Origin of the sequence: Novosphingobium humi (assembly GCF_028607105.1) — a bacterium.
GTDB lineage: Bacteria > Pseudomonadota > Alphaproteobacteria > Sphingomonadales > Sphingomonadaceae > Novosphingobium > Novosphingobium humi.
Genome location: NZ_CP117418.1, coordinates 112777 through 126760, shown reverse-complemented (window position 1 = coordinate 126760; position 13984 = coordinate 112777). Strand labels below are relative to the sequence as shown.

The 13984-nt window shown below is 64.5% G+C and carries 12 protein-coding genes; 3 read left to right on the top strand and 9 right to left on the bottom strand.

Annotation, left to right across the window (positions count from 1 at the left end):
- Positions 1–118 precede the first annotated feature (118 nt).
- From PQ457_RS16680 to PQ457_RS16670, 3 genes are all read right to left on the bottom strand, one after another.
- Positions 119–796 carry a hypothetical protein gene (locus PQ457_RS16680; RefSeq protein WP_273619971.1) on the bottom strand — a complete coding sequence of 226 codons (678 nt, stop codon included), beginning with the start codon at positions 794–796 and terminating at the stop codon, positions 119–121.
- Positions 797–966: 170 nt separating this feature from the next.
- Entirely contained in the window at positions 967–1713 is a 747-nt protein-coding gene (locus PQ457_RS16675) for a maleate cis-trans isomerase family protein (protein ID WP_273619970.1), read from the bottom strand.
- A 91-nt stretch (positions 1714–1804) separates the two neighbouring features.
- Positions 1805–3010: an FAD-dependent oxidoreductase gene (locus PQ457_RS16670; RefSeq protein WP_273619969.1), complete on the bottom strand. Its 1206-nt coding sequence runs from the start codon at positions 3008–3010 to the stop codon at positions 1805–1807.
- A gap of 201 nt (positions 3011–3211) precedes the next feature.
- On the opposite strand from PQ457_RS16670, the gene PQ457_RS16665 reads away from it, so the two are divergent.
- Positions 3212–4408, top strand: a complete 1197-nt coding sequence (locus PQ457_RS16665; protein WP_273619968.1) for a serine hydrolase domain-containing protein — start codon at positions 3212–3214, stop codon at positions 4406–4408.
- Here the strand turns inward: PQ457_RS16665 and PQ457_RS16660 are convergent.
- Genes PQ457_RS16660 through PQ457_RS16645 form a run of 4 tightly spaced genes read right to left on the bottom strand, consistent with a single transcriptional unit; the run spans position 4405 to position 8727 of the window.
- Entirely contained in the window at positions 4405–5382 is a 978-nt protein-coding gene (locus PQ457_RS16660; protein ID WP_273619967.1) for an alpha/beta fold hydrolase, read from the bottom strand. The two genes, PQ457_RS16665 and PQ457_RS16660, sit on opposite strands and share 4 nt — an antisense overlap.
- Positions 5379–6608, bottom strand: a complete 1230-nt coding sequence (locus PQ457_RS16655) for an LLM class flavin-dependent oxidoreductase (protein ID WP_273619966.1) — start codon at positions 6606–6608, stop codon at positions 5379–5381. Before PQ457_RS16655 ends, PQ457_RS16660 begins: the two co-directional genes overlap by 4 nt.
- Positions 6608–7432 (bottom strand): LLM class flavin-dependent oxidoreductase, encoded by an 825-nt coding sequence (locus tag PQ457_RS16650; protein ID WP_273619965.1) that lies wholly within the window; start codon positions 7430–7432, stop codon positions 6608–6610. The genes PQ457_RS16655 and PQ457_RS16650 overlap by 1 nt, the downstream gene beginning before the upstream one ends.
- Entirely contained in the window at positions 7429–8727 is a 1299-nt protein-coding gene (locus tag PQ457_RS16645; protein ID WP_273619964.1) for a M24 family metallopeptidase, read from the bottom strand. Before PQ457_RS16645 ends, PQ457_RS16650 begins: the two co-directional genes overlap by 4 nt.
- Positions 8728–8846: 119 nt before the next feature.
- Between PQ457_RS16645 and PQ457_RS16640 the strand changes: the two genes are divergently transcribed.
- Together PQ457_RS16640 and PQ457_RS16635 are read left to right on the top strand one after the other, a co-directional pair.
- Positions 8847–9716 (top strand): alpha/beta fold hydrolase, encoded by an 870-nt coding sequence (locus PQ457_RS16640; RefSeq protein ID WP_273619963.1) that lies wholly within the window; start codon positions 8847–8849, stop codon positions 9714–9716.
- The gene (locus PQ457_RS16635; protein WP_273619962.1) at positions 9713–11068 is read left to right on the top strand and encodes an MFS transporter; all 1356 of its coding nucleotides are present in this window, start codon (positions 9713–9715) and stop codon (positions 11066–11068) included. Before PQ457_RS16640 ends, PQ457_RS16635 begins: the two co-directional genes overlap by 4 nt.
- 18 nt (positions 11069–11086) lie before the next feature.
- On the opposite strand, the gene PQ457_RS16630 is transcribed toward PQ457_RS16635, so the two are convergent.
- Both PQ457_RS16630 and PQ457_RS16625 read right to left on the bottom strand, forming a co-directional pair.
- The gene (locus tag PQ457_RS16630; protein WP_273619961.1) at positions 11087–12301 is read right to left on the bottom strand and encodes an alpha/beta hydrolase; all 1215 of its coding nucleotides are present in this window, start codon (positions 12299–12301) and stop codon (positions 11087–11089) included.
- A gap of 109 nt (positions 12302–12410) precedes the next feature.
- Entirely contained in the window at positions 12411–13916 is a 1506-nt protein-coding gene (locus PQ457_RS16625; RefSeq protein ID WP_273619960.1) for an aldehyde dehydrogenase family protein, read from the bottom strand.
- Between the last annotated feature and the right edge of the window lie 68 nt (positions 13917–13984).

Genomic DNA, 13984 nt, shown 5'->3' with positions numbered 1-13984 from the left:
GCACTTGGCCCCGGCGCTTTCGAAAGAAGGCGCCGGGGTCTTTTTATGCCCCGCCGCCGCATAAAAAACGCGGCGGGTTTGGCCCGCCGCGCTCCTGTGCCCCTTTGAGAAGGCGTCCTCAGATCGGCTTGACCGTGCCGAGGAAGCAGATGCTGGCAATCGTGATCCAATAGACATAGGCCATGCAGCGCCCGAGGAAGAAGTCGCGCTCCAGCACGGCCTCGATCTTGGGATTGGGACCCTGGGCCAGAATGCGGAACGCCGTGGTCCAGCGGCGCATGATCCAGCGCAGACCAAGCCCGATGCAGAGCGTGAAGCCGTAAAGCGTGAACTTGGTGGCATACCAGCGCTGGCCCTCGCCCGCTTCGAACGGGCCATGGCCCAGCAGCGAGGAAATGCCGACAAAAAAGATCGTGGGGATGAGGAAATAGCGGACCGCCTCATCGATCTTGGTCAGGCGGATGCCGATATCGGTCTCGCGCTTGATGAACGCACCCCAGCACAGCGCCAGCCACCCTGCGACAAAGATCCACATGAAGGTCAGGAAATTGCCGCCATAGGGCTGAAGCCCATAGATATTGCCCATATGCAGACCCAGCGGCAGCAGCGTGATGATGCCGGTGCGCGCCAGAATGTCGATGCGATAGGCCGTTTCCATATGCCGCTTGCGCTCTTCCATCGAGAGTTTGCGGTTGAGGATATTATAGCTGGTCTGAAACACACCCCATTCCCCGCCCAGCCAATAGACCATGCAGATGATGTGTACCCAGCGCAGTACGAGAACTTCCTGAATCACGGTTTTCTCCCTGAGTTGGGACCGGCGCTGCGATCATGCGCGGCCCTGTCGTCGGGCGGCTGATGGCGCCGACCTCCTGCTGTGAACGACCCATCGCATGGGGGCCGGGCGCGCGGGTAGGCTTCCCCCGCGATACGCCCGCCTGTCGGTCAGGCGGGCGCGCATTTCGGTTAAAACTCGGCCAGCAGCCGGCCAACGCCCTCGATCTTGTCGTGGATGCCGCAGGCGCGCAGGCCATGCCAATAGGTGGCCGTGTTGATGGCGATCACCGGCTTGGAGAGCTTCTGCTCATATTCGACGGCCAGATCGACCATCGAGAGATTGGTGCCGACCTGAACGATGGCGTCCACATCATCGCCGTCCAGTTCGTCCAGAACCGGGCGCAATTCCTCGGGCGTCACCTTGGCGATGTCGGTCCAGCGCTTGCATTGCAGCGGCTTGTCGCGCTTCACCTCAAAGCCCGATTCCTCAAGGAAACGGCGTACCTCGGCATTGGCCACCGGGTAATAGGGCGAGACGAAGCTGACGGTTTTGACCCCGCCATAGGCCTTGAGCGCGGCGGCAACGGATTCGGCCCCCGTGCTGGCGCCCACGCCCGCCACGGCCTCGACATCGGCCTTCCATTTGCGGCTGCCTTCAACGCCGCCGTAAAACGTCACCGCCGACATGCCCAGCACGAGGTAATCGACCTTGGCCGTCATGACCGAGCGCACCGCATCATGGGTGGCGTCCGAAATCGCCTGCGTGCCGACCAGAAAATCCTCATTGGACAGCGCCAGCGGGTCCTCGACATAGATCCGGCTGAAATGGTTGGTCACGCCCACCGGGCGCATGCGCTCCATATCGGGCTGCACCGTGGTGTTGGTCGAAGGCGCGATCACCCCCATCAGCTTGCGCCAGCCCAGAACGTCACCCATGCGAATATACTCCTTGTTACAGGCAGGACGGGGGACCGTGCCCAGATTGGATGGAAAAAGGGCGGGACGTTTTACCGCCCCGCCCGAAAACTCACTCGACCGCGGCGGCCTGCGAGAGGCTTTCATACATCGCCTGTCGCATCAGATAGGCGCGGCGCTTGTCGTCATCGGCCTTCAGGTCGAGCATCGCCTGACGACGGCGCTTGTGCGCCTCATCGGCGCCGCCTTTGATGAAGGCCATGTTCTCGATCGTCTGCTGCTGGGTAAAGCTGTGCGTTACCGTGCGGCGCTGGCGATCATAGAGCGCGAGGCTCTGGTTGGTCTTGGTGCCTTTCAGCACAGGATCGAGCTTTTCAAACAGGTTGAAAGCGTCATGCACGCCCGAATTCATGCCGAACCCGCCCAGCGGATTGTTGAGATGCGCCGCATCCCCGGCCAGATAGACGCGCCCGTTGCCGAAGCTCTTGGCCACGCGCTGATGCACGCGATAGAGCGTACGGTGGCCGGTCTCGACATGCAGATCCGTGCCCAGCAGGCGCTGGAAGATGCCGTCCTTGATCTCGTCGGACTTGAGATAATCGTCGCCCAGCGAAGCATCGGTCGGCACCAGCACGCGCCACACCGAAGGCACGCGCAGCAGCACCAGCCATTCCGACGGGTCCGACACATAGTTCACATAGGCCAGATTGGGCAGATAATCGGCCAGTTCCAGCTTGGTGGACAGCGTGAGGAAACGTTCAGGATAGGTGAAGCCGTCAAATTCGATGCCCAGCCATTTGCGCACCACCGAATTGGCGCCATCGGCCCCGATCAGATAATCGCAGCGATAGCGCACGATATCGGTCATCGTTTCAACGCACAGGTTAACGCCCGTATCGTCCTGCTCCAGCGTCAGCAGGCGGTGGCCAAAGAGCACCTTGGCGTTGGAATATTGCTCCAGCCCTTCGGCCAGCCCGCGCGAGAGGTGATATTGCTCGCATTGGATGCGATAGGGATAGCGCGTGACATCGGCGATTTCGGACAGGTCGAAATCGACCACCTCGCCCGATGCGCGGTCGCGCCAGTGATAGACCGGCGCCTTCAGCCCGCGCTCGATCAGCAATTGCGTGATGCCGATATCATCCAGCATTTCCAGCGTCGAGGGGTGGAACGTGGACGCGCGCAGATCCTGCGCGCAATCGAGTCCCGCCTCGAACACCACCACGTCATAGCCGGCCTTGGCCAGCAGGGTGGCCATTACTGTGCCAACGGGGCCTGCCCCCACAATCCCCACCTGGCACCGTTCTACCCCTGTCATAGCTCATGCACTCCAAACCTCGGACTTGCACGGGATATGAACGCTTGGCCCCATGGTGATGCGGCATGTGGTGGAATTATCCGCACAGTGGGGATTGGCGCGTCTTGCGCAGGCATGCGCGCGGGTGATGGGCAGATTGCAAAAACTTGGCGACCATCAGGAATGCGGGGAATTGTGGAGATGCAAAGGGCAAGAACAATCATGACGGCAACCATGGCGCCGCTTCTGGCGATGCTTCCCGCGGTTGGCGCGATGGCCGCTGGCGGTGCGGGCGACGAGGCGGTCTATCAGCAGCGATTCGCGCAATTCCTGAAAGATCCCGGCAATTTTCCCTATGCGCCGATGGAAAAGCTGTCCGGGGCCAAGGCATGGCAGCCAATGGCGGTACGCGCCGATTCCACGCTCGACCCCGCCTCTCTGGCCAAGGCCGAGGCCTATGCCGCCGCCATGCGGTCAAGCGCCTTTCTCGTCTGGCACAAGGGGGCGCTGATCCATGCCTGGTTCGCGCCGGGCATGAATGCCCAAACGCCAATGCTGTCCAAATCGCTTTCCAAGCCGATCACCGCGCTGGCCGTGGGGCGCGCCATCGCGCTGGGCCGGATCAAGGGGCTGGACCAACCGTTGGCCGAGATCATCCCCGAATTGAAGGGCACGCCGAAGGGCCGCATTCTGGTGCGCAACCTTCTCGATATGCGTTCAGGGATGCTCGATCAGGGGTTCAGCCCCGATCCGGCCCATCCGCTCAACACCGCCTATCTTTCCACCGAACACGGGCGCGCGATCATCGACAATTACCCGATGACCGCCGAGCCGGGCACGCGCTATGCCTATGCCAATGCCCCTTCCGATCTGGTGGCGCTGGTGATCGAGCGCGCCACGGGGCGGCGCTATGGCGAATTTGTCGGCACCGAGGTGCTGGCCAAAATCGGCGCGCCGGGCGGCACGATCTGGGTGGACCGCGAAGGAGGCCTCGCGCATTCGGGCTGCTGCACCTATCTGCCCGCCGAAACCTATCTGCGCATGGCCATGCTGATCCATGCCGACGGCGTGTGGGGCGGCAAACGCCTGTTGCCCAAGGGCTATGCCGCGCAAATGCGCAAGGGGACGCCGCAAAATCCCAATTTTGGTTTGGGCCTGTGGATCGGCAATCCCTATCACCAAAGGCGCGGCTTTGGCGCACCCGGCACGCTGGGGCCGCAGGTGTTGCACAGCGAGCCTTACCTCGACCCCGACCTTTACCTGTTCGACGGCAATTCCAATCAGGTGGTCTATGTTGCGCCCAAATATGACCTGATCGTGCTGCGCATCGGCGCCACCCCGCCCGCGCCTTCTGCAACGCAGGCGGAATGGGACAATGCCTATCTGCCCAATCTGCTGATCCGGGGAATCAAACCCTAATTTTTGCGCCGGGCCGCCGGTTTGCGCTGGCGGTCCAGAAAGGCCTTGAGATCGCGAGTGAAGAGCCGGGGATTCTCCCACATCGGAAAATGGCCAAGGGTGGGATATTCGATATAGTCCACCCGCGCATTGGGGAAACGGCCCTTGGATTCCTCGGCGCTCTGGCTGATCACCGTGTCATAGGTGCACCATTGCAGCAGCACCGGCACGGTGACAGCCTCGGTCTCGCGCCTGACGATATCTGTCTTGAACAATTCGACATTGGCCGCCAGCAGCGCGGCCTGATTGGCGTAGGCGCCGGGCAGATTGTCCGCGTCGAAAATGCTGTCCACCATCCAGTCCTTAGGCTCGAAACCGGGCGGGGTGGTGTCTTTCAACACTTCGCGGAAAAAGGCATGGCTGCGCCACTGCGGCGTTTTGGCCTTCTGCTCGGCGATCAGCTCCATCATCCGCGCGCCGATCTTGCGCGTCTGGCTGGGCCGTTCGAGCGGCAGGATGGAAAAGGCCATGGCCGTCGCATGCCCCGGATAGGCCCGGTTATATTCCAGCGCGACATTGGCCCCGTTGCTGGTCGAGACCAGCGCAAAGCGGTCATGGCCCAGCGCCCGCATCAGCCCGTCCATCAGTTCGGCGGCACGCGGTGTGGTATAGACGCCCTTGGGGTCGGGCCCCGACAGGCCATAGGGCGGCCAGTCAAAACGCACCACGCGATAATCGCGCGCCAGCAAGGGCACCACCAGATCCCATTCGTGCAGATTCACGATCGAACCATGCAGCAGGACCACGACCGGCGCCCCCTTGCGCCCTTCCTCGCGCACGTGGATGGGCACGCCATCCACGGTCACAAAGCGCGAGGGCGCCTTGGCCCAGCGCGCCACCACGGCGGCGCGGTCGGTATGGACATTGGGCGTTTCGCCCGCCGGCGAGGCCGCCAGCGCCCCCGCCAGAACCAGCCCCGCCAGCGCCCCGATCACGCCGCCATATCCGCAGGCCAGCGCGGCAGGCCCATCGTTTCGCGCAGCGTGCTGCCCGGATATTCGGTACGCAGCACGCCCGCGGCCTGAAGGATCGGCACCACTTCCTCGACAAAGATTTCCAGTTCGCCCGGCATATAGGCCGGTTGCAGGGTAAAGCCGTCGCAGGCCCCGGCATCAACCCATTGGATCATCATATTGGCCAGTTGCGATGCCGTTCCGCGAAACACATTATGCCCGCGCGGCGTGCGCACATAGCCCGAAGCGAATTTGCCCAAAGGCAGGCCAATCGCGGCGGGCTTTTCCAGCGCGCGGCCAATGTCGGCCTTGGGGAAACAGGTCTGGCTCAGAATGTGATCGACCGGGATCGGCCCGGCCGGATCGAAACCGGTCAGATCGCAATTGAGCGATTCCGAGAGATATTCGATGCACAGCGCCTCGTCGGCCAGATCGAGGATGGCCTGATCCTTGGCAATCGCGGCAGCCTCCGTTTCGGCCAGGATGAAGGAAAGGCCCGGCATGATCCGCACCGCATCGGGATCGCGCCCCGCCGCCGCCACGCGGGCGCGCATGTCGTTACGGAACGCGATGCCCTCCTCGATGGTCGGGGCCGAACAGAAGATCGCCTCGGCGATGCTGGCGGCAAAATCGCGCCCGTCGCCCGATTGCCCGGCCTGAACGAAGACCGGGCGCGCCTGAGGCGAAGGCCCCAGCGCGGCGTTGCGCTCACGCCAGATCGCCTGCGCCTGCGCCACGGTCTGCGCCGCCATCTTATAGCGCTGCGACTTTTCGGGCAGCTCCTCATCGCCGAAATTGGGCGCGGTGTCGGGATGCGCGGTGGTGACGATGTTCCACCCGGCGCGCCCGCCGCTCATCCGGTCCATCGTGGCGAAACGCTCGGCCAGACCTTCAGGCGACCAGTAAGTCGTGGAAAGCGTGTTCACCAACCCGACATGCTGCGTCACCGAGGCGATGGCCGAAAGCAGCGCCATGGGATCGAGCGTGGGCATGGCCAGATGTTCGGGCGTGCGCCCGCGCACCCCGCGCGACTGCAACTGGTCGCCAAAGACAATGGCGTCAAACCGGCCCTTTTCCACCAGACGGCCCACGCGCGCGTAATAATCCATGGTGAACACGCCCTCCGGCTCGGCGCCGGGGTGGCGCCAACCGCTGGGATAATGGCCGATGCCCTGAAGAAAGGCCCAGAGATGGATCGGACGGGGCATCAGGCAATCTCCTCATGAATGTTGCGCAGCGACAGGGGCAGGCCCAGCCTCTCGCGCAAAGTGCCTGCCGCGGGACGGCCCTGCGTCAGCGGGGCAAGCGCCTTGCCGATGCGGGCCAGTTCGGCGGCAGGATGGGTCAGTTCGATATGCAGACCGTCGATCTCGCCGGCCGAGAACCGCGCGGTCAGGGCGGCCATATCCGCCCCCGCATCAACCCGCAGCAGGCGGCGCGCGGCGGCGGGAAACGCCTGCCCCTCGGCGGCAATCACCACATCGATGCCCGGCACCGCAAAGGGCGAGGCCGCATCGCAGACCAGCACGGGATGGCCCTGTTTCGGGCGCATGGCGTTGACCGGCCCGCGCACCGCATAATGGGTGCCGACATAATTGCTGGCGCGCACCTTGGTCGTATCCAGATAGCGCCCGCTTGCCTTGTCGATGATCAGGCAATCATCATCCCAGCCATCCCACAGCGCGCGCGTCGCGCGCACCATGTCGGCCAGTTGCGCCGCGCTGCCCCCCTGCGCCACAGGGGCCCAGCCCAGCAGCCCGCCCGAAAGGTAGTCAATGGCCGAAAGCGAGCGCGCCACGTGAAAGGGATGCGCGATCCGGCTGGACACCAGCGGCACCAGACCGACGCGCGACACGCGCGGCGCGGCCCATGCGGCAATCACCTGCGGATCAAAGAGCAGGCTGTCATTGCGGCCCAGCAGCAGCAGATCGACGCCCGCCGCCTCGGCGGCGCTCAGGATTTCCCCGGCCATGGCCGGATCGGCCAGCGCAGGGTCGCCGATACCGGCGGAAAGGATAAAGCTTCTGGTCATACGACAATCACCGCTGGAGAAGAGGAATGGATGGTTTCACAGCCGTCGGCCGTGATCAGCACGAGGTCTTCGCAATGGGCCGAGCCGCCAAGGCCCGAATCGAGCACCGGGCAATCGACCGAAATCACCATGCCGGGGCGCAGTTCGATATCCGGCTTGCGCCAGAAACCGCCTTGAAAGTCATTGGCATCCTCGCCCGGCTCATCGGTATGGGCCAGACCGCAGGAATGCGGGCCAAAGCCGACCTGAACATCAAAGCCGCCGCGTTTGAGCGCATCCTGCCCGATGCGCACAATATCGGAGAAACGCAGGCCGGGGCGCAGCGCCTCGCGCACCGCCTGCCAGCCAAAGGCGGCGGCATCGGCCGCGCGGGCCGCCGAGCGCGTGGGTTCGCCCACAAACACCGTGCGCGCGAAATCGCCGTGATAATTCTGAAAATGGCTGACCGCGTCGAGGAACAGCGCCTGGCCATCAGCGATGCGATGCGGGCTGGCCTCGGAGGATGAGCGGTCGACATTGAGGAACACGCCCGCATTGCCCCGCGCCGCCGTTTCGGCGCGAAACAGCGCGTGGAGATCGCGGTAGGAGGCCCCGGCCCGCACACCCTGCGCAACAGCCTGCAATGCCTCGACATTGGCGCGGGCGGCGCGGCGCATCAGCGCGATTTCCAGCGGCGATTTGATCAGGCGGATCTCGCGCATGGCATTGTCCGCCGCGATGCTTGCCCCCTCATGCCCATGGCGCGCCAGAACGCCCGCGATCAGCCGATCATCCCAACCGATCCGCCCTCCCCACGCGCCCATTTCGCGCAGCGCCGCCACCAGCGCCCCGCCCGCATGGCGATAGGCCGCCCGGTGCCGCAAGGCCGCCGCGCTGATGGCAAAGCGGTGCAGTTCCATCGCGGAGAGCGGCGCGAATCCCCGATCCGGGCAAAGCGGAAAATCGCCGTTCTGGCCCAGATCATCGCCATCGCTCAGATCGTCATAGAGGAAGGCCTCGACCGGGCCGCGCCCATCGGCATAGGTATAGAAATGCAGGAAACGGCTGGTGACCAGCACCGGCTTTTCCATATGCCTGCGCGAAAGGATGGCGAAGGTTCCGGCGGGCTGGCCGATCCGGGTCCGCGCGATCTGGGGCCAATGGCCCAGCGCGTGAAACACATTGACCGGCTGGGCGCAGACGATCGCGTCCAGATCCCAGCGCTCCATCACGGCAAAGGCTTCGGACAGGTTGATCGGCCCGGCGGCGTTCAACCCGTCCAGCAAGGCATCATCGGAGGCGACATGGTGCGACATAGGCCGAATTGATCATGCCCGGCGCCCTTGCGCCCCCCGACAAAGGGCTTCTATCCGCCTGCTGGATAAGGTCAGGATGCGACAAGTGCGCGGGCCATGCCGGGTTAGCTTCCCCTTCTATGAGCCTGATCGATCCCCCCGTCATCACCCACCCCATTGTCACCAGAGCCTTCGTCACCATCGATGAGGGCCAGATCCACCTGCGCCGGATGGAGGGAAGCGGCACGCCGCTACTGCTGCTCCATGCCTCGCCCGCCTCGGGGTGGTTCAGCCAGCCCTTGATGAAGGCCCTGCGGGCCGCCGGACATGAAGGGCCGATTCTGGCGCCCGACACGCTGGGCAATGGCGACAGCGCCGCCCCCGCGCCCGACCATCCCGATATCGCCTATTTCGCAGGCTCGATGGTGCGGATGCTGGACGCGCTGGGGATAGACAAGGTGGATGTTTACGGCACCCACACCGGCGCGCGCATCGCCTGCGAGATGGCTGCGGGCCACCCGGACCGGGTGCGCCGCGTGGTGCTGGACGGCATCACCGAATATGATGACGAGCTGCGCGAGGCCGTCATCGAGCATTACGCGCCCCGCGTCGAGCCGGACGCCTATGGCCGCCATCTGATCTGGGCCTTCAATTTCTGCCGCGATCAGGCGCTGTTCTTTCCCCATTTCATGCAGGATGCGGCCCACCGTCTGTCCGTGCCCATGCCGCCGCCGGAAATCCTGCACCGTATCACCCTTGATGTGCTCAAATCATGGGACACCTATTCATTGCCCTATATCGCGGCCTTTGAATATCGCGCCTTTGACCGGATGGCCTTGGTCGGCGCGCCCGCGCTTTTGCTGAAACCCGAAACCGAACTGGCGCTGCTCAATGCCTCGGTGGCGCACGCGCTGGAGATCCTGCCCGACGGGCGCGCGGCCGCCCTGCCCCCCGGCGACGGCGCCAAGGCCGCCGCGATCCTCGCCTTCCTGAAAGGAGAAGAGGCATGAGCGCGCGCCTTCCCATGAAGACCTGCCTCGGCTTTGGCATCGGCACGGTGGGCGTGTCGATCATGCTCAATGCGGTCACGGCCTATTATCCCGCCTTCATGACCACGGTGCTGGGCCAATCTCCCGAAATCGCGGGCTATCTGATGATGGGGGCCAAGCTCTATGACGCGGTGGTCGATATGATCATCGGTTCGATGAGCGACAAGAGCCGCAGCAAATGGGGCCGCCGCCGCCCGTTCATGCTGATGGGCGCGATCCTCTCGGCAGCCTCGTTCCTGATGCTGTTCGCCCCGCCCGCGCTGGGGCAAGGCGCGCTGATCGCCTATATGATCGCGGCGCAGGTGATCTATTCCACCGCCTATTCGCTCTTTGCCGTGCCCTATATGGCGCTGCCCGCCGAATTGACCGAAGGATTTGCCGAGCGCACCCGCCTCCTTTCCTTCCGCACGGTGTTTGTCTCGATCGGGCAAATGCTGGCGACAGCGGGCACGGCGGCGATCATCAAGGCGGGCGGCGCGGGCGGCCCGGCCTATGCCACGATGGGGCTGGTGATGGCGCTGATCATCTTTGGCGCGATGACGGCCACGGTGCTCTCGGTTCCGGCCACCCATGCCGAAGAGGCCCATGCGGACGCGCCGCCGCCGCTGTCCCTGCCGCGCCAGATCGCGCTGATGGGGCGCAACCGGCCCTATATGCTGCTGCTGGGCGCCAAGGTGTTTCAGTTCCTCGCCTTTGCCAGCATTGGCTCCTGCGGGCTGCTCTATCTGCTCAACGTGCTGGGCGTGGGCTATGGCGGCCAGATCCTGCTGACCTCGGTGCAGAATATCGTGACCGCGCTCTCGATGCCGGTATGGGTGTGGAGCGGCAAGAAGATCGGCAAGCGGGGCACCTATCTCATCGGCGTCTTCATCTTCTGCGCCACGGCGCTCAGCTGGCTGGCCGCGCCTCATGGGGTGGCCAATGCCGGTCTGATTGCGCGCGGGATCGCTTCAGGTTTTGGTTCAGGCGCATTGATCCTGATGTCGATTTCGATGTTGGGCGACACGATGGTCTATGACCGGGCGATCACCGGCATGGGGCGCGAGGGCCTGCTCTCCTCCACCGCCGCCGTGCTGGAAAAGGCCAGTTTCGCGCTGGGTGTGGCGGTGCTGGGCGTATTTTTGCGCGCGGCCCATTATATCCCCACCATGGGCGGCAAGCTGGTGACACAGCCGCCCAGCGCGATTTTTGCGCTGACCATGGGCTATGCGGTGATCCCGGCGGCGATGTTCGTGGTGAACGGGGTGTTTCTCTATCTCTATGATCTGGACGAGGGCAAGATGGCCGCCGCGCGTAGGGGCGCGGCGGCCTGAAGGCCTATTTGAACAGGCCTATTTGAACAGGCGGGGCGCGAAATCGGCCAGATAATCGCGCCAGTTCATCCAGGTGTGCCCGCCCTCGCTCTCATGATAGACATGGGCAATGCCGAAACGGTCGAAGACCTCGCGGGTGGGCTTGACCGAGGCATAGAGGAAATCCTCCTTGCCCATCGCAAAATAGACCAGATGCATATCGCGCCCCGCCTGTTTGAGCGCGGCGGCGTTTTCGGTTGCAAATTCCTCGATGCGTTTGGGGTCGACGCCGGTCTGGCTGCCGATGCCCACGCCCATCGAGAAAATGCCGATCCAGTGGAAGGTGCCGGGGCGCGTCAGCCCTTCACGGATCGTGTGCGAACCGCCCATCGACAGGCCCGCCATGGCCCGCGCATCGGCGGTGGCCACGGTACGATAGGTCCGGTCGATCAGCGGGATCAGGTCGCGGGTCAGATCATCGCCGAAATCATGCGCGTGGAAATCAATCGCGCGGGCCGCATCGGGCGTATGGCCATCGGGCATGACCACGATCATCGGCTTGACCCGCCCTGCCGCGATCAGCCGGTCGAGGATCTGGTTGGCATGGCCGATCCCGGTCCAGCTCTCATCATTGTCGCCCGCGCCATGGACCAGATAGAGCACCGGATAGCGCTGATTGCCGCCCTTTTCATAGCCGGGAGGGGTATAGACATGCGCCCGCCGGCGGCTTTTCAGCGAAGCCGACCAGTAATCCACGCTGGCCACCGCGCCATGGGGCAGGCTTGCGTCCCATGCCTGAAACCGGCTGCCGGGCACTTCGAGCACCGCCTCTATGCCATAGCGGGTGCGCGAAAAAGCCTGCGCATAGGGATCGGCGGTGCGGACCCCATCGACGCGGAAGGCATAGCGATAGGGGCCGGGTTTGAAGGGCTTGGCGGTAGTGCCGCTCCACAATCCGGTATCATCGCGGGTCAAGGTCAGCCCTTGCGGCGTGCCCACTGGGAAGCCCATGGGGATCACCTCGCCTGCATCCGAACTGGTGACCAGCACTTCATGGGCCAGCGGCGCGCAGAGCCGGAAAGTCACGCGCCCATCGGGCAGAACCTCGAAGGATTGCACCGGCGGGGCCTGCGGGGTGAACCACGGCTTTTGACAGGAGGCGTTCTGGGCCATGGCGGGGGCGGCCATCGCGGCCCCGGCGCACAGCAGGATAGGTAACAGGCGGCTGAACGGTTTGGCTTTTCGGCCCCGCATGGATTGTCTCCCTTTCGACTGGAAAGGGAAAGCTGGCGCGGCGGGGCCACTTCACAACGCCCCGCCCCCGCCTATCCGCCCATCGGGCAGATCATCTCATACGCCCCCGTCACACGACCGCGCAGACAGTCTTCCATTCCAGATAATTGTCCATCGCCTGCCGCCCCGAATCGCGGCCCCAGCCCGATGCCTTGACCCCGCCGATGGCCAGCGAGGCGTCATACATCGCATGGCAATTGATCCACACGGTCCCGGCGCGAATGTCGCTGCTCATGCGGTGGGCGTGGCTCAGGCTTTCGGTCCAGACGCTGGCGGCAAGGCCATATTCGCTGGCATTGGCGGCCGCGATCACTTCCTCGACATCGTCAAAGGCCTGCGCCACCAGAACCGGGCCGAAGACCTCCTCGCGCACGATTTCGAAATCGGGCTTTACATCCACCACCACGGTGGGGGCGATGAAGGTGCCCGCCTCGCCGCTGCGCTCGCCGCCCGCCAGCATGGTCGCGCCCTGCGCCTTGGCCCGCGTCAGGAAGCCTTCGACGCGCTCGGCATGGCGGGCCGAGACAACCGGCCCCATCTGCGTGTCGGGCAACAGGCCGTGGCCCAGCTTGATGCTCTTGGCATAGTTCGCCACGCCCTCGACCACCTGATCATGGATCGAGCGGTGGACATAGAGGCGGCTGCCCGCGATGCAGACCTGTCCTGCGTTGAAGAAGATCGCATTGGCCACGCCCGGAATCGCCAGATCAAGATCAGCGTCAGGCATCACGATCGAGGGTGATTTGCCGCCCAGTTCCAGCGTCACGCGCTTGAAATTGGTCTTGGCCGCATCCAGAATCGCCCGGCCCGTGGCGGTGGAGCCGGTAAAGGCCACCTTGTCCACGCCCGGATGGTTGGCCAGCGCCGCGCCTGTCTCGCTGCCAAGGCCGGTCACGACATTGAGCACGCCCGCCGGCACGCCCGCCTCCGCCATCAATTCGGCCAGACGCAGCGCGGTCAGGCTGGTGTCCTCGGCCGGTTTCAGCACGATGGTGCAGCCCGCCGCCAGCGCCGGGGCCAGCTTCATCGCGGTCAGCACCAGCGGCGAATTCCACGGCACGATGGCCGCCACCACGCCAACCGCCTCGCGAACGGTCCATGACCGCATCTGCTTGCCTGCGGGCTGATAATTGATCGAGCTTTCGATCGTATTGCCCTCAATCGCCATCGCCTGTCCGGCAAAGAAGCGGAACTGGTTGACCGCGCCCGGAATTTCGGCCCAGCGCCCGACATAGAGCGGCTTGCCCTGATCGAGCGTTTCCAACTCGGCCAGTTCGTCAATATGCGCTTCGATCAGATCGGCGATCTTCCAGAGGATGCGCGCGCGCTCGACCGGCACCGTGGCCCGCCAGAGCGGCAGGGCGGCGCGGGCGGCCTCGACGGCGGCCTCGACATCGGCGGTGCCGGCCGCGGCGATTTCGGCGGTCTGGGTGCCGGTGGCCGGGTCCAACGTGGGCAGCGTGCGCCCGCCTGCGGCCTTTTGCCAACGTCCGGCGATAAACAGGCCCTCGCCCGCGCCGCGCCGGGCCAGAAATTCGCGCGAATCGCTGCGCAGCGTGTTCAGATCAAGGGCCATCGGTACTTTCTCCATGATTGGCGCGTCCGCCTTGGCTGTGAACCTGCCCATGGGCCGGGGGAATGACC